Consider the following 18,573-nt stretch of genomic DNA (forward strand, 5'->3'; position numbering starts at 1 on the left):
GGGCCGGGAAACCGGCCCCTTTTACTTTATCACGGCCACTTCACCACGGGCGGCATGGACGACAGGATGGAGTTCACATTGCCGCCGGTCTTGAGGCCGAAGATCGTGCCGCGATCGTAAAGCAGGTTGAACTCGACATAACGCCCGCGGCGAATGAGCTGTTCGGTGCGGTCGGCATCGGTCCAGTCCTTGTTGAAGTTCTGGCGCACCAGATGCGGGTAGATGACGGAGAAGCCGCGGCCCACATCGCGGGTGAAGGCGAAGTCGGCATCCCATCCGCCTTTTTCTTTCGGCGAATGCAGCCAGTCATAGAATATGCCGCCGATGCCGCGCGGTTCGTCACGGTGCGGCAGGTAGAAATATTCGTCGCACCATTCCTTCAATCGCGAATAATCGACGATATCGCCATGCTTCTCGCAGATGAAGCGAAAAGCCTTGTGGAAGGCGAGCGTGTCCGGGTCTTCCTGCGTGCGGCGGCGGTCCAGAACCGGGGTGAGGTCGGCGCCGCCGCCGAACCACTGGCGCGTGGTCACGACCATGCGCGTGTTCATGTGGACGGCGGGCACGTTCGGGTTCTGCGGGTGAGCGATGAGCGAAATGCCGCTTGCCCAATAGCGCGGATCTTCCTCTGCACCGGGAATCTGCTTGCGGAATTCCGGCGAGAATTCGCCATAGACCGTCGAGACATGCACGCCGACCTTTTCGAAGACGCGGCCATGCATGATCGACATCACACCGCAGCCGCCCCGGCCTTCGTCCTTCGCCCATGGCGTGCGCTCGAAACGGCCCGGCTCGCGGTCGGAGAGCGGACCCTGCAATTCATCTTCCAGTTGTTCGTAGCTGGCGCAGATACGGTCGCGCAGTTCCTCGAACCAGCGCTGCGCCGCCTGCTTCTTTTCCTCGATATCTGCCGGAATGATTGCCGGGATCTCTTCGCGTTGCATTCTCGTGTCCTTCCGGCGCGGTCAGGCGGGCATCCGCCGGTCTCGCGCGGCCAAGGTTAAATGGATGAACTATTATTGTCTGGCTTATCAAAGTCCTGCATCGGCGCAAAGCGTCAAGCGCGTTGCAGGAGGGCAGTATAGACCCTCTCCCCAAGAAAAGACTCGTCTTTGGGTTGCTGCTCTCCTATCTTTCTCCACAGTAAGTCCTGACCTTGGGGTTTGGAGGCAATCCTATGGCAGCAGTACCGCCCGGTCCACCGCTCGAAGGCCTGCGCAAGCAGCTTGAGAAAAGCCGCGCCCAGAAAAGCACGAAGAAAAGCCGTATGCCGCGCGACGGATTTGTCCGCGAGACGTTCAGCCTGCCCAGGCAGGCTGCGCGCGAAAAGGCGCGCGAATGGTTCGAGACCTTTCCAAAGGCCGCCTATTGGACGGAGATCGAAAGCTGGTGCGAGCGGCCTGACGATGTGATCGAATTCACCATGCGCCGTCTGGCGACGGCGGATTAGTGAATTGGTTTATTCTGACTGCGTAAATCAATGAAACAAGACTCAGATTAGGGCTTGGTAAAAGTGCCCGTCGACGAAATCGACGAGCACTTTTATTTCTGAATCGTTATATCGTTACCCGTTCGAGCCTCCGTTGAGAGCCTTATTTTTCAACGCAAGCGAGGCAACCGAAACAGAGTTCTAGAATTTTATTTTCAGGCCGGCGGATACGGTTGCCGCTTCGAATGAAGCGCCGGCGCTGTTCGGATTGAAGCCGCTGGTGCCATTGGAGCGATTGAAAATCTGGGTGTCGCCTCTCATTTTCAGGTGTTTTTCAAGCCCGGCCGTCACATAAAGACTTGATTGCTCGTTGAACGAATAAGAAGCGCTGGCCTGAATTTCAAAAAAAGGCGCACTTTCAAATGATTCCATGAAACGTAGATCGCGCAGCCAGTGATCGTCGATGTCTTTGCCCGAAACAGTAACGCCGGCACGCCCGAGAGCGCTGAACGACCACCGTTCCAGATTTGTGGTCCATTCGGAGCCAATGAAAAGAGCCGGTAAACGCTGCTCGTAGCTTATTCCCTTTCCATTGGGAAGTGTTCCTTCATCGTCACGAAAATCTCTGACACTGTAGGTGTAACTTCCACCATAGGCCGTCCATTTTACATTCGTATATTTAAAGCCACCATGTATATTCAGCGTATTCCGGGAGTTGATTATGAAATTATGCCCCAGAGCGACGTCAAAACTGACATAGCGGTCCAGATTCGTTTCGCTTAGAGAGTGATGGGTCCAGTCGTCGAAATCATACCCTCTGAAGCCTCGGACGTTGGATAACCAGTCATAGTCGTGCAAATTTCCACTTCCAAGCAAACCGACTTTCAAATTTCCCAGGAAGACAAGATCGGAACCGATATCCGCCGTTAATTTTCCAGTCAGAACTGGCATCTGGGACTTCCAGAAGAGATGGCTGACCCTGTTGTCTCGTCCGTAGACTATTTCACCGGCTTTAACCCAGGAATATCCTATTCCCCCGGAAAATTGGTAGTTTATGCCTTTATAATCTTGTTTTGAAAACTCCGAAGAGTTGGCATTATTACAGCTTGCAGCATACAGAAATAATAAAAATGTTATCTTTTTCATTCTCTACCCCGTTCAATTTAATTGAAATCTGCAACGAGGTATTTTTTATTCGAAATATAATCAATCGCAGGATCGAGCAGGCAATTATAAAATATAAAATTGCCTGCTCAATATCTGAATCAAAAAGCGGCCGGCCGCAGCGAAATGGTGCGTTTCATGGACCGGAACGCGGGCCAATTTCCATTGACGGACCGGCATGGCGACTTTTGGAACAGACACTCAACGCCGTGAATGTTACTTTGCCGCAGTCTGCGGAGCCTTTTCCCAAGCCTGCCAGTTCCTGACGATGCTGTCGGCATAGGCCTTGCCGACGCGATAGGCGTTGGCCGTGGCGAGCGGAAAGCCGCCGGAATTAGCGGCAAGCGATTCGCTGGCGGTCTGGTCCTTGCCCTGCCGGTCGAAATTCGACGCGGTGCGCAAAAGGGCGATGCGGCTGAAATCGAGCTTGCCCGCATCTGCGGCGCGTTTCAACGCCGTCAAAGTGGCGTTGTCTTCCATCTGCGAGGTGCAATAATCGGCCTTGCCCTCGGTCAGAAGTTTCGACCATTCGGCCATCGCTTCGCCGAGTTTCGCGCCATGCCAGTAGGTGTCGCCCGAAGCGGTGTCGCAGATCGTGACCTTCGGCGCGCCGGTCGCGGCTTCCTCGCTATAATGCTTGCGATATTCCTTCGCCGCGTCGCTGTCGAGAAGTTCGACGCCCCTGGTTGTCGCCAGGGCATAGTCGGCGAGCTTGCCGTTCAGTTCGAAGACTTCCGTGCCCGCGGCCCATTTAGGCTTTTCGCCGGGTCTGGCGGTGCCAAGACCGAAAAAGTCCGTCGGCCAGCCTTCCGGCGCTTCGCGGATGTCGATGCGGTGGCTCAGATTGGCGTCGATGGAATATTTCGCCCAGTGGGCCGAGCCGAGCGTGCCGTGTTCGGGATCGACACCGGCGATGCCCGCGATCAGGAAATAGCTGTGCGAGAGGTCGAGCCTGTCGCTCAGCGCCATGGCGGCAACCGAGCTTGCGGCATTGGCGAAACCCATCGCCGTCGTCATGTGGCAGAGTCCCTCGGACGTGCAGTCGATCTCCGGATATTCCGCGTTGAGGCCCGGCAGCCTGATCTTCTGCGTGAATTTTTCGCCTTCAAGCCATGGCTTGGCTTCCTCGCCGAACATGGTGATGACCATCACCTTCGGCGTGATGCGCTGAGGCTCCCTGGCAAGGGCGGGGGCGCTTGCCAGAAGCGAAATGGCGGAAGCGGCGAGCGCGATAGTACGAATGGACAGGTTCATGGACGAAGCGAGCCTTTCAGACCGGACGGGGGAGATGCGGCCTTGCGAAACCGGTCATTTCGCGAGGCTTTTCCTTTGCCGCAGAGCTTCGCCCGCCGTCATGGCAACCGAAATCGCAAGATTTAGCGAGCGCGTGCCCGGCATCATCGGGATGAGGAGGCGCGCATCGGCGGCGTCATGCACATTATCGGGGACGCCGGAGGATTCGCGTCCGAACAGAAGAATGTCGTTTTCCTGAAACGCGTAGTCCGTATAAGGGATCGCCGCCCCGGTCGACAGAAGCACGAGGCGGCGTTTCGCGCCCCTGCGCCAGTCGTCGAAATGGCGCCAGTCGGCATGTCTCGTCAGTGCTGCCTGTTCCAGATAATCCATGCCGGCGCGCTTCAGGGAGCGGTCGGAAATATCGAACCCGGCAGGTTCGATCAGATCGACCGCGAAGCCGAGACAGGCGGCCATGCGCAGGATGGTTCCCGTATTGCCGGGAATATCGGGCTGGTAAAGGGCAACGCGCAGTTCCATATGATGCGGGTAGCGTGAAATGCCGATGGTCGCAAGCGTCGAAAACGACCGCGGGCAGGGCATCAACAATATGAGGGGCGGCGCCAACACGCCACCCGGCGGCATGTGTCAGTTGATTCCTGTTTTGTTCCTGTTTCGCCTTTGCAATTTCCAAAGGCTCGCCTAAAAGGGGCACCATGTTCAAATGGTTTGAAAATCGACTCGAAGCCTATCCCGAAGAACCGCCGCGCGAACCCCCGCGCGAGCTGGTGGCCTTCTGCCTTTATTACACCCGCGGCGCCTGGCCGTGGATCATCGGCATGGCCATTTTCACGACGCTGATCGCCGTCATCGAGGTGTCGCTCTTCGCCTTTCTCGGCAATATCGTGGACTGGCTTTCCAGCCAGTCGCGCGAGACTTTCCTGTCGAATGAGGGCTGGCGGCTGGCGCTGATCGCGGGCGTGGTGCTGATCGGCCTGCCGGGCGTGGTGCTGGTGCATTCGCTGCTCATCCACCAGACGCTGCTCGGCAATTATCCGATGCGCGTGCGCTGGCTGATGCACCGCTACCTGATACGCCAGTCGATGGCCTTCTTTCAGGACGAGTTCGCCGGACGCATCTCGACCAAGCTGATGCAGACCGCGCTCGCCGTGCGCGAGACGGTGATGAAGCTGCTCGACGTGCTCAACTATGTCGTCGTCTATTTCGCGGGTACGCTGTTCATCGCGGCATCCGCCGATCTGCGGCTGATGATCCCGTTTGCAGTGTGGCTCGCCGCCTATATCGTGCTGCTGCGCATTTTCATTCCGCGCCTGCGCATCATTTCGGAAGAGCAGGCCGATGCACGCTCCACCATGACCGGGCGCATCGTGGACAGCTATACCAATATCGCGACCGTGAAACTGTTCTCGCATTCCAGCCGCGAGGAATCCTATGTTCGCGAGAGCCTCGACATCTTCATGGGCACGGTGCATCGCCAGATGCGGCTCGTGACGATGTTCCATCTCGCACTCTATTTGTCGAACTGCCTGCTGCTTTTCGCTGTCGGCGCGATCGGCATCGGCCTGTGGATGAACGAAGCCGTTTCGGTCGGCGCGGTGGCGGTCGGCATCGGCCTGGTGCTGCGTCTCAACGGTATGTCGCAGTGGATCATGTGGGAAATGTCCGCCCTGTTCGAGAATATCGGCACGGTGGAAGACGGGATCACGACGATTGCCCGCTCGCACGAGGTGGTTGACGTTCCGAACGCTCCGGCGCTCCATGTGACGAAGGGCGAGATGACCTTCGACAGGATCGGCTTCCATTACGGCAAGGGCAAGGGTGTGATCGAGGACCTTTCGCTCACGATTCCCGCCGGTCAGAAAGTCGGGCTGGTTGGGCGTTCGGGCGCGGGCAAGTCGACGCTCGTCAATCTGCTTCTGCGCTTCTACGATCTGGAAAAGGGCCGCATCCTGATAGACGGGCAGGATATTTCCGAGGTCGCGCAGGATTCGCTTCGCGCCAATATCGGCATGGTGACGCAGGACACGTCGCTGCTGCACCGCTCTGTGCGTGAAAACATCATGTACGGGCGTCCCGAGGCGACCGAGGAGATGTTGCGCCAGGCGATCCGTCTGGCGCAGGCCGACCAGTTCGTTCCGCTTTTGACCGATCCGAAGGGGCGGCAGGGGCTGGATGCGCATGTCGGCGAACGCGGCGTCAAGCTTTCCGGCGGGCAGCGTCAGCGCATCGCCATCGCGCGCGTGATGCTGAAGGACGCGCCGATCCTCATTCTGGACGAGGCGACTTCGGCGCTCGATTCGGAAGTCGAAGCGGCAATCCAGGGCAGTCTCAACACGCTGATGGAAGGCAAGACGGTCATTGCCATCGCGCACCGCCTCTCCACCATCGCGGCGCTCGACCGCCTCGTGGTGGTGGACAAGGGGCGCATTGTCGAAGACGGCACGCATGAAGAACTTGTCGCGCTCGGCGGCATCTATGCAAGCCTGTGGGCGCGCCAGTCCGGCGGTTTCCTTGGCTTCGACGGGAATGCCGAGGACATGCTGGTCGGATAAGGACAGGATAATCGATGAAAGCGGCTCGGCGCGGGGCCGTGATTCGGCAGAATCGCCGCAAGTGCCCCCGGCGCCGCGCTGGCGCTCTCATCCGAAACCCCGCCGGTTTCCGACCCTGGAAGTCAAGCGGGAACCCTCGGCGTTTTCCCAAGCCTGAACTGTGCGGGGTTTTGTCCGTTCATTGAAATGAGCAGGCAAATCCGCCTGCGACATCGTGCCGTCATAAGGGCTTGGTGTCTGGACAAGGCTTTTTTACATGCATAAACCGTAGAATGAAATGGAGGGAATTTCGTCCTGTGAGCACTTGCGGGACTATTTTTGCGCAGGTGCAAAACGGACGAGGGGAGAGTTCAATTGAACATGCAGGTTGAAAAGGAATTGGCACGTGAGCGCACACGACACGGCTGAGCCGACACGGCGTGATTTTTTGTATATTGCGACGGGGATGGCCGGTGTCGTCGGAGCTGGCGGACTGGCATGGCCGTTTATCGACCAGATGCGTCCGGACGCTTCGACACTCGCGGCTGCTTCCATCGAAGTTGATGTTTCCTCGCTTGGCGAAGGCGCATCGTTAACCGTCAAATGGCGCGGCAAGCCGGTGTTCATCCGCAACCGCTCCGCCAAGGAAGTCGAAGACGCCAAGGCGACCGCTCTCGGCGATCTGAAAGACCCGAACGCGCGCAATGCCAACCTTGCTTCGGACGCCGAGGCGACCGATCTTGCCCGCTCCGCCGGCGAGGGCAAGGAAAACTGGCTGGTCATGGTCGGCGTCTGCACCCATCTGGGCTGCGTGCCGCTCGGTGAAGCCGGTTCGTTCGGTGGCTGGTTCTGCCCATGCCATGGCTCGACCTACGACACGGCCGGTCGTATCCGCAGCGGCCCGGCGCCGGAAAACATGGCGATTCCGCAATATGCGTTCACTTCCGATACGGTCATCAGGATCGGCTAAAACAGGTCTTGGGGAGAGAGAATATGAGTGCTGGACACTCCACATATACGCCGAAGACCGGCATCGAGAAATGGGTGGACGATCGGCTTCCTCTGCCGCGTCTCGTCTATGATTCCTTCGTGGCCTATCCGACGCCGCGTAACCTGAACTATATGTACACCTTTGGTGGCATTCTGAGCTTCATGCTCATTTCGCAGCTCATTACCGGCATCGTGCTGGCAATGCATTATGCCGCGGATACGGGTATCGCGTTCACTTCGGTCGAAAAGATCATGCGCGATGTCAATTCCGGCTGGCTGCTGCGCTACATGCACTCCAACGGTGCCTCCTTCTTCTTCATTGCCGTCTATATGCACATCGCCCGCGGCCTCTATTACGGCTCCTACAAGGCGCCGCGCGAGCTTCTGTGGATTCTCGGCGTGGTGATCTTCCTTCTCATGATGGCGACCGCCTTCATGGGCTATGTGCTGCCATGGGGCCAGATGTCCTTCTGGGGCGCGACCGTGATCACCGGCTTCTTCACGGCTTTCCCGATCATCGGCGAGCCGATCCAGCAGCTCCTGCTCGGCGGTTTCGCGGTCGATAATCCGACCCTCAACCGCTTCTTCTCGCTGCATTATCTGCTGCCGTTCATGATTGCGGGCGTTGTGATCCTGCACGTCTGGGCGCTGCATGTGACGGGCCAGACCAATCCGACCGGCATCGAAGTGAAGTCGAAGACCGACACGCTTCCGTTCACGCCCTATGCGACCATCAAGGACGCTTTCGGCGCGCTCGTCTTCTTCGTGATCTTCGCCTATTTCGTCTTCTACATGCCGAACTTCCTCGGCCACCCGGATAACTATATCCCGGCCGATTCCCTGAAGACGCCCGCTCACATCGTTCCTGAATGGTACTTCCTGCCGTTCTACGCGATGCTGCGCGCCATCACCTTCAACATCGGCCCGATCGACTCGAAGCTCGGCGGCGTTCTGACCATGTTCGGTTCGATTGCCATCCTCTTCCTGGTGCCGTGGCTCGACACGTCGAAGGTTCGTTCGGCTGTCTATCGTCCGTGGTTCAAGCTGTTCTTCTGGCTGTTCGTGATCAACGCCATCTTCCTCGGATGGCTGGGTTCGCGCCCGGCTGAAGGCTCCTACGTCTTCATGGCGCAGATGGGAACGCTCTACTACTTCGCGTTCTTCATCGTCATCATGCCGGTCATCGGCCTGATCGAAGCGCCGAAGCGCCTGCCGAACTCGATTACCGAGGCCGTGCTGGAAAAGAGCGAAGGCAAGGCCGAGATTGCCCCCGTGGAAATCAACGGCTGAACCGGCGAGAGATATGAAGGACGTAACGATGAAAAACATCCTCAAGAACTTCGCTGCCTTCGGTATCGCTCCGCTGGTCGCGCTGGGTATCGCCATGGGCGGCACAATGGGCGGTGCCTCAGCGCAGGAGGGCGAACATGCGGCAGCGGAGCCGACGCATTTTCCGATCCACCATCCCAAGCAGGAATCGTGGAGCTTTGCCGGTCCGTTCGGCACCTATGACAAGGGACAGCTCCAGCGCGGCCTGAAGGTCTACAAGGAAGTCTGCTCGGCTTGTCATTCGATGAACCTCGTGGCCTTCCGTACGCTGGAAGGCCTCGGTTACACGCCGGAACAGGTCAAGGCGCTCGCCGGCGAATATGAAGTGGAAGACGGCCCGAACGCCGACGGTGAGATGTTCACCCGCAAGGCCCTGCCGACGGATCACTTCCCGTCGCCATATCCGAACCCGGCTGCGGCCGCGGCGGCAAATAATGGCGCTGCTCCGCCCGACTTCTCGCTGATCGCCAAGGCGCGTGCGGTGGAGCGTGGGTTCCCGCAGTTCGTTTTCGATATATTCACCCAGTATAACGAAGGCGGACCGGATTATATCCATTCGCTGCTGACCGGCTTCGACGAACAGCCGCCTGCGGGTATGGAGATTGCCGAAGGTACGCATTACAATCCGTACTTCATTTCGGCAAAGGCTCTCGCAATGGCGCCGCCCCTGAGCGACGATCAGGTCACCTATGACGACGGTGCGCCGCAGACGGTGGATCAGTATGCGCGCGACGTTTCGGCTTTCCTGATGTGGGCAGCGGAACCGCACCTCGAAGATCGCAAGAGAACCGGTTTCCGGGTCATCATTTTCCTGATCCTCTTTGCGGGTCTGGTCTATGTCGCCAAGCGTTCGGTCTGGTCCAATGTGAAGCACTGATCGCTGGATCAAGTTTGAAAAAATGGGCGCCTCCGGCGCCCATTTTTTTGCGTGTCGCTTGCACGGGAATCGTCGCAAACGTGCAAAATGAGGTGTTTGCCGCAAAAAAGCCATGAAATTGTCCGTCTTTCGCCACGAGTTTTATGGCAGAAACGGGCAGTTTTCTTTGCAATCGGCGCTTTTCCGGGTGTAAAGGATGCAGGCCGCGCATTTGCCTTAATTGCCCGGAGGGCGTTTCGATCCTGTTCGATCGGACCGCCGCTCCCCCTCTCTATCTCAACGCGCATCCTGCCCGAAAACCGTTTGGCGCTTTTCGGGATGCGCTCAAGACCGGCCCGTCGACGGCAGGCCGCTTCGAAAGGACCGAAAATGGAATCCGGATTTAAAGCCAGTTTGAAGGATGCGATTCGCACCATTCCGGATTACCCGAAACCCGGCGTCCAGTTCCGCGACGTGACCACGCTGATGGGCGACCCGCAGGCATTCCGCCGCGCCGTGGACGAACTGGTCTATCCGTATGCGGGCAACCGGATCGACAAGGTCGCCGGTATCGAGGCGCGCGGCTTCATTCTGGGCGGCGCGATTGCGCACCAGCTTTCGGCGGGTTTCGTGCCTATTCGCAAGAAGGGCAAGCTGCCGCGCGATACGGTGCGCATCGCCTATAGTCTCGAATACGGTATCGACGAGATGGAGATGCACCGCGACGCCATCGAAAAGGGCGAGCGTATCATTCTGGTTGACGATCTGATTGCGACCGGCGGAACCGCGGAAGCCGCCGCCAAGCTCCTGCTCCAGATGGGGGCGGAGATCGTGGCCGCCTGCTTCATCATCGATTTGCCGGATCTGGGCGGCCGCAAGAGGCTGGAGGCGCTTGGCGTGCCAGTGCGCACGCTTGTCTCCTTTGAAGGCGACTGAAGTCTTGAAACTGCCAGTAAAAAGCCCGGAGCATCGGCTCCGGGCTTTTTTTATTCGGATTTCGGCGGCAGTTTCACCATCGCCGCATTGTCGAAGGACAGCACTTCCTCGCCATTCTGGTTATGGGCGGTCGACGTCATGGAGAGCATCGACCAGCCGGGCCGGGAGGCGAGGGGGCGGATCGAGCGGACGACGCGCCGGTAGGTGATGGTGTCGCCTGCAAAGACTGGCTTCGACCATTTGAGGTTTTCGAAGCCGGGCGAGGGGCCGAAAGCCGGGGGCGTCTCGCCGCGCTCCAGCATCTCCTTCGTCGCCCGGACGATGGAGGCGACGTTGAGCTTCATGAAGACTGCGGTGGTATGCCAGCCGGAGGCACAAAGCCCGCCGAAGACGCTCTTCTTTGCTGCTTCGGCATCCAGATGGAACGGCTGCGGATCGTATTTCCTTGCGAATGCGATGATGTCGTCGGCGGTGAAGAGGTGGCTGCCGATGACGAGGTCTTGCCCGAGATTGTCTTCGAGAAAACTCATGCTGCACCTCCCGCCGATACGGACGGATCGCGGCGCAGCATCATGCAGGGGTGCTGCATTTCGCAGACGCTTTCGCCACGCTGATTGAACAGTTCGTGATGGAAGGTGACCAGTCCGATTGCCGGGCGGGATTTCGAAACACGACGGTCCTTGACGGTCGTCACGCCGTTCAGCGTGTCGCCCGCCAGGACAGGCCGTTTCCAGCGCGTGAACTCGACGCCGGGGCCGCCTTGCGAGGTGGAATTGGTGAGATAGGCATCGCAGACCAGCCGCATGATGAGTGACGCCGTGTGCCAGCCGGATGCCGCCAGCCCGCCAAGAACGCTCGCCTTGCCCGCTTCCTCGTCCAGATGAAAGGGCTGCGGATCGAACTGGCTGGCAAATTCGATGATCTCGTCCTTGCTGATCGTGTGAGGACCGAAGGGAAGAGTCTTTCCCGGCTCCATGTCCTCATAGGCATATTTCGGCAGAGGCTCGCTCACCCTCAATCTCCTCCAAATCTGTTTGAAAGCAAATGGGCCACCGTTTTGCGGTGGCCTCATCGTATCAGGTGTTGAAGCGGAACAGCATCACATCGCCGTCCTGGACGACGTATTCCTTGCCTTCGTCCCTGGCCTTGCCGGCCTCTTTCGCACCCACTTCGCCATTATATTTGACGTAATCCTCATAGGCGATGGTCTGGGCGCGGATGAAGCCGCGCTCGAAATCGGTGTGGATCACGCCTGCCGCCGCAGGGGCCTTGGTGCCGCGCTTGATGGTCCAGGCGCGGGTTTCCTTCGGTCCGGCGGTGAAATAGGTGATGAGGTCGAGAAGCGTGTAGCCAGCGCGGATCAGGCGGTCGAGGCCCGGTTCCTCAAGGTCCATGCTTTCCAGATATTCCCTGGCTTCCTCATCGGGAAGCTGGGCGACTTCAGCCTCAATGGCAGCGGAAATGATGACCGTCTGCGCACCCTGTTCCTCGGCCATCTTATCGACAGCGGCACTATATTCGTTGCCCTTGGCGGCATCGCTTTCGGCGACGTTGCACACATAGAGCACGGGCTTCGAGGTCAGAAGGTTGAGGCCCTTCAGCGTCAGCAGATCCTCGGGCGAAATATCCTTCAGCATCAGGCGCACGGGCTGGCCGTTCTGGAGCAGTTCGAGCGCGGCTTCCATCACCGGCAGGACGGTGAGGGCTTCCTTGTCCTTGCCGGTTGCGCGCTTGCGCATCTGCACGATGCGGCGCTCGATGCTTTCGAGGTCGGACAGCATGAGTTCCGTTTCGACCGTCTGGGCGTCCGATACGGGATCGATGCGGCCTTCGACATGGGTGATGTCATCGTCTTCGAAGCAGCGCAGCACATGCACGATGGCATCGACTTCGCGGATATTGGCGAGAAACTGGTTGCCCAGCCCTTCGCCCTTGGATGCGCCGCGCACGAGGCCCGCAATGTCAACGAAGTTGATACGGGTCGGGATAATTTCCTTCGAGCCTGCAACGCGCGCCACGTCCGACTGGCGTGGATCGGGAACCGCCACTTCGCCGGTATTCGGCTCGATGGTGCAAAAAGGATAGTTAGCGGCCTGTGCGGCGGCCGTCTTGGTCAGCGCGTTGAAAAGCGTCGACTTGCCAACATTGGGCAGGCCGACAATGCCGCATTTGAAACCCATGATCTTACCTGTCTCAATAAAATTCTGTTGTTGTGGCTATGCGTCATAGGACCATGAAGCGTCAAGAGGCGCGGGGAGGCCCCTTGCGCCTAATCCTTTTTGCCCAGGAGCTTTTTGAGCATTTCGGCCATTGGACCGCTTTCGGGAACCTTGACCTGCGGCTTGGCCGGACGCGCCTGCCTTATATGGCTTTGTGCCTTGGGCGGCGTCTTCTCTGGCGATGCCGGGCTGTTTTTGCTGCCATTCGGGCGCTGATTGCCATCGCCCATGGCCAGCGCAACGCGGTTCATGAAGCCATTGTCGTCGCCCCTGGCGAGCATTCCGGCATTATCGGCGATTGCGCCCACAAGCATGTCCAGCCATTCGCCATCGACCTTGGCAAAATCGCCGAGCACATGGTTGTGCACGAGTTCCTTCGCGCCCGGATGGCCGATGCCGAGCCGCATGCGGCGATAATTCAGGCCGCCGGGGAAGGACTGCATATGGGCGTCGATGGATTTGATGCCGTTGTGGCCGCCGGAGCCGCCGCCGGTCTTTATGCGCAGCTTGCCGGGGTTGAGGTCCAGTTCGTCATAGATCACGACGAGATCGGCGGGCGTGAGCTTATAAAAGCGCATGGCCTCGCCTATTGCCTGGCCGGAGAGATTCATGAAGGTCTGCGGCTTGACCAGCAGGACCTTTTCGCCGTCGATCACGCCATCGGCGATTTCGGCCTGAAATTTCTTCTGCCAGTTGGAAAAGCGATGGCGGCGGAATATTTCATCCGCCGCCATGAAACCGATATTGTGTCGGTTATGCGCATATTTGGAGCCCGGATTGCCAAGACCTGCGATGAGCAGCATGGTTATTCAGCCCCCATATATGGCAAGGATTATTCGCCGTCCTTGGCTTCTTCTTCGGCGCCTTCAGCGTTCTCTTCCGACTTCAGGCCGGCAGGGGCAGCGATGGTGGCGATGGTGAAGTCGCGATCCTGGATGGCAGGCGTCACGCCCTTCGGCAGCTTGACGGCCGAAATATGGATCGAGTCGCCGACTTCATGGCCGGTCAGATCGATTTCGAGCGCTTCCGGGATTGCATTGGCCGGAACGATCAGTTCAACGTCGTGACGAACGACATTGAGAACGCCGCCGCGCTTGATGCCGGGAGCTGCTTCTTCGTTCTTGAAGTGAACCGGAACGTTGACATGAACGACCGACTTCGCGGAAACGCGTAGGAAATCCACATGCTGCGGGAAGTCGCGGACCGGATCGAGCTGGTAGTCCTTCGGGAGGACCTGAATCTTCTTGCCGTCTACTTCGATCGTGGCAACAGTGGTCTTGAAGCCGCCGCCATGGATCTTGTAGAAAATCTCCTTGTAGGAGACGGCGATTACGAGGGGTTCCTGCTTGTCGCCATAGATGACTGCAGGAATCTGGCCGTTGCGACGCAGTTCGCGGGAGGACCCCTTACCAACCCGGGTACGCAGATCGGCCTTGAGCACGTAAGACTGGCTCATGGCATTTCCTTTCAATGTTACTGGAGAGTTGCTCACACCGCGCTTGAGAGCTATGCGAACAACATGAAACGGCCCGTAATGCCTTCACCGGAGGGGAAGACCGGACTGCTTCATTCCACGTTGCCTCCAAGGGTGTCTACGCGGATGGCGGTGCTATAGAGCAAAGGAGGGGGAAACGCAAGCAACACGGGCGAGTTCTGTGGGCATCGCTCGTTACCGGGTGGCATTGGCGACGGCAAAAATGTTAAGCCGTGCCCGTTCAATCATTTTCCAAAGGGAAGCGAGATGCAGGTCGGTATCGACATGGGTTCTGTTGCCGCAAGCGGTTCCGCCTCGGCGGCAGCTCTTGGGAGCGGCAAGCAGGCCATGCTTGATCTTGAAGAGCTTCTCGCCACGCGTCTGCTCGTGCAGGGCAATTCCGGGTCCGGCAAGTCGCATCTTCTGCGCCGTCTTCTGGAACAGAGCGCGCAATGGGTGCAGCAATGCATCATTGACCCGGAAGGCGATTTCGTCACGCTTGCCGATCTTTACGGCCATGTGGTCGTCGATGCGGTGCGGTCGGAAGCGGAACTCACCCGCATTGCAGGGCGCATTCGCCAGCACCGCGTTTCGGTGGTGCTCAATCTGGAAGGGCTGGATGTCGAACAGCAGATGCGTTCGGCGGCGGCGTTTCTAGGCGGGCTTTTCGATGCGGAGCGCGATTACTGGTATCCGATGCTGGTGGTGGTGGACGAGGCGCAGCTTTTTGCGCCCGCCGCCGCAGGCGAGGTGTCGGACGAGGCGAGAAAACTCTCCTTGGGTGCGATGACCAATCTCATGTGCCGCGGGCGCAAGCGCGGTCTTGCGGGGGTTATCGCGACGCAGCGTCTGGCGAAGCTCGCCAAGAACGTGGCTGCGGAAGCTTCCAATTTCCTGATGGGGCGCACATTTCTCGACATCGACATGGCGCGCGCCGCCGATCTTCTCGGCATGGAGCGCAAGCAGGCCGAAATGTTCCGCGACTTGCAGCGCGGGCATTTCGTGGCGCTGGGACCGGCCTTGTCGCGCCGCCCGCTGCCGATAAAAATCGGCAAGGTCGAAACTTCTGCGCGCTCGTCTTCGCCAAAGCTGATGCCATTGCCCGACGCGCCGGAAGATGCGCGCGATCTGATTTTCACACCGGCACCGGAGGAAATCCGCACAGTCGTGCGCCGGACACCGCCACCACCGCCGCCGCCATCCACAGCGGAAATTCTGGCGCAGGTGGCCAAGCCCAAACCGGAGGTTGAACCGGCGGAAGCGCCGCTGTTTCCCGGCATCGTCGAAGCGGAGCGCGAGGGACTTCTGGAAAAGGTCATGCGCGAGATCGTGGACGACCCGGAAGCGTCGTTCCGCTCGGTCGCGGTGCTCTATCAGGATTTTCTGGTGCGCTGCCGCATTCATCGTGTTCCGGGCGAGCCACTGGCGTTGCCCGCGTTCCGCCGCAGATTGGCGGTGGCGCAGGCAAGCATGGAAAGCGATGCGGCGAACACTGAAATCTGGCAACAGGCGCTTGCGCTTTCGGAAAGCCTCACCGACGATGTGCAGGGCGTCTTCCTGATCGTGGCGCAGGCGGCGGTAACGGGCGCGCCCTGTCCGTCCGATGCGGCTTTGGCGCGCGCCTATGGCACGCATTCGTTCAGCCGCGCGCGGCGTCTCCTGACTTATTTCGAGGAACGCGGGCTTCTGGTGCTGCGCAACGATTTCAAAGGTATGCGCATCGTCAATTTTCCCGATCTGGGTTGCGAAACCGCGCCGGGCGATCCCAATGCACCGGACGATATGGCCGAAGAGGGCGCTGCGGCGGAATAAGAAGTGCTTCTGTGCATTTTGTCATGAACCTGTAATGATCATCGCGGACTTCTTGCGATGGAATCAATCAGGACGGTCATGTGACAGAACCAGCAGAGCAGCCCGGTTTAGGGGAAGTTTTCACCACATTCGGCAAGATCGGGATACTGTCCTTTGGCGGCCCTGCGGCGCAGATCGCCATGTTGCAGCGCGTCATTGTGGACGAAAAGCAATGGATGAATCAGGAACGGCTGATCCATGCGCTCAATTTTTCCATGCTCCTGCCGGGGCCGGAGGCGATGCAGCTTGCGACTTATTGCGGCTGGGCCGTCAAAGGCTGGCGCGGCGCACTTCTGGCAGGGCTTCTGTTTGTGCTGCCGGGTGCCGCCGTCATGCTGGCGCTATCGGCGCTCTATATTGCCTTCGGGCACGTGGATATCGTGGCCGGATTGCTGTTCGGCCTGAAGGCTGCGGTGCTGGCCGTCGTGTTCGAGGCGCTCTATCGCATGGCGAAGCGTACGCTCGGTTCCGGCTTTTCCTATGCGGTGGCGATTGCCGCCTTCATTGCGCTGGCGCTTTTGCAATTGCCATTCCCGCTTGTGGTGGTGCTTGCCGCATTTGCGGGCGGTTTACGTCATCGTCTTCTGGGCGGTGGCGAGACGACAGCCATGGGTGAAGCGGTCCCCGGCGCGTTACGCGATTTCACGCGGCAGACCTTGATATGGGGCGGCCTCTGGCTCGTTCCGCTCGCAGCGCTTTATCTCGGCCTTGGCGGGGGGCATGTCTTCGCGCAGGAGGCCGCGTTCTTCTCGAAACTGGCGGCGGTGACATTTGGCGGGGCTTATGCCGCGCTTTCCTATACGGCGCAGCAGGCGGTTGACCATTTCGGCTGGATGAAGCCGGGCGAAATGCTGACCGGGCTGGGGCTTGCCGAAACCACGCCGGGGCCGCTGATCCTCGTGCTGGTCTTTGTCGGTTTTGTCGGGGCTGCGAACCTGTCCGGCCTGCCGCCGCTTGCTGGCGGGCTGATCGGCGGGGTGATCGCGCTGTGGTTCACTTTCGTGCCGTGTTTCCTATGGATATTGGCGGGCGCGCCCTTCGTGGAGCGGCTGCGGCAGGTGCGCTGGCTTTCGGCCATGCTGGGCGGCATCACCGCCGCCGTCGTCGGCGTCATCGCCAATCTGGCGTTGTGGTTTTCGCTGCATGTGATCTTTTCGCAGGTCGCGGAAAAGAGCGTCGGCCCCTTCACCCTGCCATTGCCGATCTGGAGCACGATAGACAATGCCGCCGTCCTGATCGCAGGTGCGGCGGCATTTCTGCTTGTCGTTCTGAAGCTCAACATGCCGCTCGTGCTGTTGCTGGCGGCATGTTCGGGTATCGTTATGCGACTTTTCTTTTAATCGAAAAGGCTCGAAACCGATTCTTCCGCCGCCGTGCGGGCGATGGCTTCACCGATCAGGTCGGAGATCGAGAGCACGCGGATGTTCGGCGCATCGTTGATGGCAGTCGTCGGCTGGATGGAATCGGTGATGACCAGTTCCTTCAGCTTGGAAGCGGCGATGCGGGCAACCGCGCCGCCGGACAGAACGCCGTGCGTGATATAGGCGGTGACGCTGTTCGCGCCCTTGGCCAGCAAGGCTTCGGCAGCGTTGCACAGCGTGCCGCCGGAATCGACGATGTCGTCGAACAGCAGGCAGTCCTTGCCGGTCACGTCGCCGATGACGTTCATGACTTCCGACTCTCCGGGACGCTCGCGGCGCTTGTCCACGATGGCAAGCTGCGCATCGATGCGCTTTGCCAGCGAACGGGCGCGCACCACGCCGCCGACGTCGGGCGAGACGACCATGCAGTTGCCGGTCGCATAATTGGCCTTCACGTCGCGGGCGATGACCGGAACGGCATAGAGATTGTCGGTCGGAATATCGAAGAAACCCTGAATCTGACCGGCGTGAAGATCGAGTGTCAGGACGCGGTTCGCACCGGCTTCGGTGATGAGATTGGCGACGAGCTTGGCCGAGATCGGCGTGCGCGGGCCGGGCTTGCGGTCCTGACGGGCATAGCCGAAATAGGGCAGGACGGCGGTGATGCGGCGTGCGGAGGACCGGCGGAACGCATCGATCATGATGAGCAGTTCCATCAGGTGATCGTTCGTCGGGTAGGAGGTCGATTGCAGGACGAAAACGTCTTCGCCGCGAACGTTTTCCTGAATTTCCACGAAGATTTCCTGATCGGCGAAGCGGCGGACGCTGGCCTTGCCGAGCGGAATGTTGAGATATTGAGCAACGGATTCGGCAAGAACCCGGTTGGAGTTGCCTGCGAAAAGTTTCATTCTTTTGCCTCTGACGCCGATGCGATCACGGTTTGCAGTCTGGTTCTGTCGCAAAAGTCCGCCGTAGCGGACATAATCTCTTAAAAACTTTAAAGCCGCGCACTTTCTGTCAGCATCAAGTACAGCAGCTTATAAGGTCCTTTCGGATGCGGGGGCTATTGCAAAGACTCACCGCCATTGCAAGGCCCGTGGGAACACAATTGCTGTAAAAAGGCTGAAAACCGGCTTTCCCACAACGGACAGACGATGATTCAGCAAAAGATTTCAGCCC

At 59.1% G+C, this 18,573-nt stretch carries 18 protein-coding genes; 8 read left to right on the plus strand and 10 right to left on the minus strand.

Translation table 11 applies throughout. From position 1 onward, the window contains the following. Positions 1 to 29 precede the first annotated feature (29 nt). Entirely contained in the window at positions 30 to 944 is a 915-nt protein-coding gene (gene hemF / locus FHS76_RS11895; RefSeq protein WP_183652572.1) for an oxygen-dependent coproporphyrinogen oxidase, read from the minus strand. Between the two features lie 233 nt (positions 945 to 1,177). Between hemF and FHS76_RS11900 the strand changes: the two genes are divergently transcribed. Then, positions 1,178 to 1,450, plus strand: coding sequence for a hypothetical protein (locus FHS76_RS11900; RefSeq protein WP_183652575.1), 273 nt, complete (start codon positions 1,178 to 1,180; stop codon positions 1,448 to 1,450). A 180-nt stretch (positions 1,451 to 1,630) separates the two neighbouring features. Here FHS76_RS11900 and FHS76_RS11905 read toward each other — a convergent pair whose 3' ends face one another. The 3 genes from FHS76_RS11905 to FHS76_RS11915 form a co-directional block, all read right to left on the minus strand. Continuing rightward, positions 1,631 to 2,575 (minus strand): omptin family outer membrane protease, encoded by a 945-nt coding sequence (locus FHS76_RS11905; protein ID WP_183652577.1) that lies wholly within the window; start codon positions 2,573 to 2,575, stop codon positions 1,631 to 1,633. A 234-nt stretch (positions 2,576 to 2,809) separates the two neighbouring features. Beyond that, entirely contained in the window at positions 2,810 to 3,847 is a 1,038-nt protein-coding gene (locus FHS76_RS11910; protein WP_183652579.1) for a purine-nucleoside phosphorylase, read from the minus strand. 54 nt (positions 3,848 to 3,901) lie between these two features. Continuing rightward, entirely contained in the window at positions 3,902 to 4,366 is a 465-nt protein-coding gene (locus tag FHS76_RS11915; RefSeq protein ID WP_183652983.1) for a tRNA (cytidine(34)-2'-O)-methyltransferase, read from the minus strand. Positions 4,367 to 4,542: 176 nt separating this feature from the next. Between FHS76_RS11915 and FHS76_RS11920 the strand changes: the two genes are divergently transcribed. The 5 genes from FHS76_RS11920 (at position 4,543) to FHS76_RS11940 (ending at position 10,489) form a co-directional block, all read left to right on the plus strand. Further along, positions 4,543 to 6,399, plus strand: a complete 1,857-nt coding sequence (locus tag FHS76_RS11920; RefSeq protein WP_183652581.1) for an ABC transporter ATP-binding protein — start codon at positions 4,543 to 4,545, stop codon at positions 6,397 to 6,399. Positions 6,400 to 6,784: 385 nt separating this feature from the next. After that, on the plus strand, positions 6,785 to 7,348 hold the full coding sequence (gene petA, locus FHS76_RS11925) for a ubiquinol-cytochrome c reductase iron-sulfur subunit (protein ID WP_183652583.1): 564 nt from the start codon (positions 6,785 to 6,787) through the stop codon (positions 7,346 to 7,348). A 23-nt stretch (positions 7,349 to 7,371) separates the two neighbouring features. Continuing rightward, positions 7,372 to 8,658 carry a cytochrome b gene (locus FHS76_RS11930; RefSeq protein ID WP_183652584.1) on the plus strand — a complete coding sequence of 429 codons (1,287 nt, stop codon included), beginning with the start codon at positions 7,372 to 7,374 and terminating at the stop codon, positions 8,656 to 8,658. A 28-nt stretch (positions 8,659 to 8,686) separates the two neighbouring features. Then, positions 8,687 to 9,574, plus strand: coding sequence for a cytochrome c1 (locus FHS76_RS11935; RefSeq protein ID WP_235992648.1), 888 nt, complete (start codon positions 8,687 to 8,689; stop codon positions 9,572 to 9,574). Positions 9,575 to 9,943: 369 nt separating this feature from the next. After that, positions 9,944 to 10,489 (plus strand): adenine phosphoribosyltransferase, encoded by a 546-nt coding sequence (locus FHS76_RS11940; protein ID WP_183652587.1) that lies wholly within the window; start codon positions 9,944 to 9,946, stop codon positions 10,487 to 10,489. 50 nt (positions 10,490 to 10,539) lie between these two features. Here FHS76_RS11940 and FHS76_RS11945 read toward each other — a convergent pair whose 3' ends face one another. The 5 genes from FHS76_RS11945 to FHS76_RS11965 form a co-directional block, all read right to left on the minus strand. After that, complete coding sequence (locus FHS76_RS11945) at positions 10,540 to 11,019, minus strand: MaoC family dehydratase (protein WP_183652589.1); 480 nt, start codon at positions 11,017 to 11,019, stop codon at positions 10,540 to 10,542. Beyond that, a complete protein-coding gene (locus tag FHS76_RS11950; RefSeq protein ID WP_183652591.1) occupies positions 11,016 to 11,501 on the minus strand; it encodes a MaoC family dehydratase in 486 nt (161 codons plus the stop codon). Before FHS76_RS11950 ends, FHS76_RS11945 begins: the two co-directional genes overlap by 4 nt. A 64-nt stretch (positions 11,502 to 11,565) precedes the next feature. Then, positions 11,566 to 12,669, minus strand: coding sequence for a redox-regulated ATPase YchF (gene ychF / locus FHS76_RS11955; protein ID WP_183652594.1), 1,104 nt, complete (start codon positions 12,667 to 12,669; stop codon positions 11,566 to 11,568). A gap of 89 nt (positions 12,670 to 12,758) precedes the next feature. Continuing rightward, entirely contained in the window at positions 12,759 to 13,511 is a 753-nt protein-coding gene (gene pth, locus FHS76_RS11960) for an aminoacyl-tRNA hydrolase (RefSeq protein ID WP_183652597.1), read from the minus strand. 29 nt (positions 13,512 to 13,540) lie between these two features. Next, positions 13,541 to 14,164, minus strand: coding sequence for a 50S ribosomal protein L25/general stress protein Ctc (locus FHS76_RS11965; RefSeq protein WP_183652600.1), 624 nt, complete (start codon positions 14,162 to 14,164; stop codon positions 13,541 to 13,543). A gap of 285 nt (positions 14,165 to 14,449) precedes the next feature. Here FHS76_RS11965 and FHS76_RS11970 point away from each other — a divergent pair, with 285 nt between their 5' ends. After that, complete coding sequence (locus FHS76_RS11970) at positions 14,450 to 15,994, plus strand: ATP-binding protein (RefSeq protein WP_183652603.1); 1,545 nt, start codon at positions 14,450 to 14,452, stop codon at positions 15,992 to 15,994. 80 nt (positions 15,995 to 16,074) lie between these two features. Next, positions 16,075 to 17,373 carry a chromate efflux transporter gene (chrA, locus tag FHS76_RS11975; protein WP_183652606.1) on the plus strand — a complete coding sequence of 433 codons (1,299 nt, stop codon included), beginning with the start codon at positions 16,075 to 16,077 and terminating at the stop codon, positions 17,371 to 17,373. Here the strand turns inward: chrA and FHS76_RS11980 are convergent. Then, a complete protein-coding gene (locus tag FHS76_RS11980; RefSeq protein WP_183652609.1) occupies positions 17,370 to 18,302 on the minus strand; it encodes a ribose-phosphate pyrophosphokinase in 933 nt (310 codons plus the stop codon). The two genes, chrA and FHS76_RS11980, sit on opposite strands and share 4 nt — an antisense overlap. Between the last annotated feature and the right edge of the window lie 271 nt (positions 18,303 to 18,573).

It is taken from the genome of Brucella daejeonensis (assembly GCF_014199265.1).
In the GTDB taxonomy this organism is placed as follows: domain Bacteria; phylum Pseudomonadota; class Alphaproteobacteria; order Rhizobiales; family Rhizobiaceae; genus Brucella; species Brucella daejeonensis.

Bases quoted from the DNA above. Each gene is read 5' to 3' on its own strand.
- hemF (WP_183652572.1), bottom strand. From the start codon at position 944: ATGCAACGCGAAGAGATCCCGGCAATCATTCCGGCAGATATCGAGGAA.
- FHS76_RS11945 (WP_183652589.1), bottom strand. From the start codon at position 11,019: ATGAGTTTTCTCGAAGACAATCTCGGGCAAGACCTCGTCATCGGCAGC.
- FHS76_RS11980 (WP_183652609.1), bottom strand. From the start codon at position 18,302: ATGAAACTTTTCGCAGGCAACTCCAACCGGGTTCTTGCCGAATCCGTT.
- FHS76_RS11965 (WP_183652600.1), bottom strand. From the start codon at position 14,164: ATGAGCCAGTCTTACGTGCTCAAGGCCGATCTGCGTACCCGGGTTGGT.
- FHS76_RS11915 (WP_183652983.1), bottom strand. From the start codon at position 4,366: ATGGAACTGCGCGTTGCCCTTTACCAGCCCGATATTCCCGGCAATACG.
- FHS76_RS11910 (WP_183652579.1), bottom strand. From the start codon at position 3,847: ATGAACCTGTCCATTCGTACTATCGCGCTCGCCGCTTCCGCCATTTCG.
- FHS76_RS11935 (WP_235992648.1), top strand. From the start codon at position 8,687: ATGAAAAACATCCTCAAGAACTTCGCTGCCTTCGGTATCGCTCCGCTG.
- FHS76_RS11920 (WP_183652581.1), top strand. From the start codon at position 4,543: ATGTTCAAATGGTTTGAAAATCGACTCGAAGCCTATCCCGAAGAACCG.
- FHS76_RS11930 (WP_183652584.1), top strand. From the start codon at position 7,372: ATGAGTGCTGGACACTCCACATATACGCCGAAGACCGGCATCGAGAAA.
- FHS76_RS11905 (WP_183652577.1), bottom strand. From the start codon at position 2,575: ATGAAAAAGATAACATTTTTATTATTTCTGTATGCTGCAAGCTGTAAT.
- pth (WP_183652597.1), bottom strand. From the start codon at position 13,511: ATGCTGCTCATCGCAGGTCTTGGCAATCCGGGCTCCAAATATGCGCAT.
- FHS76_RS11900 (WP_183652575.1), top strand. From the start codon at position 1,178: ATGGCAGCAGTACCGCCCGGTCCACCGCTCGAAGGCCTGCGCAAGCAG.
- ychF (WP_183652594.1), bottom strand. From the start codon at position 12,669: ATGGGTTTCAAATGCGGCATTGTCGGCCTGCCCAATGTTGGCAAGTCG.
- FHS76_RS11970 (WP_183652603.1), top strand. From the start codon at position 14,450: ATGCAGGTCGGTATCGACATGGGTTCTGTTGCCGCAAGCGGTTCCGCC.
- FHS76_RS11940 (WP_183652587.1), top strand. From the start codon at position 9,944: ATGGAATCCGGATTTAAAGCCAGTTTGAAGGATGCGATTCGCACCATT.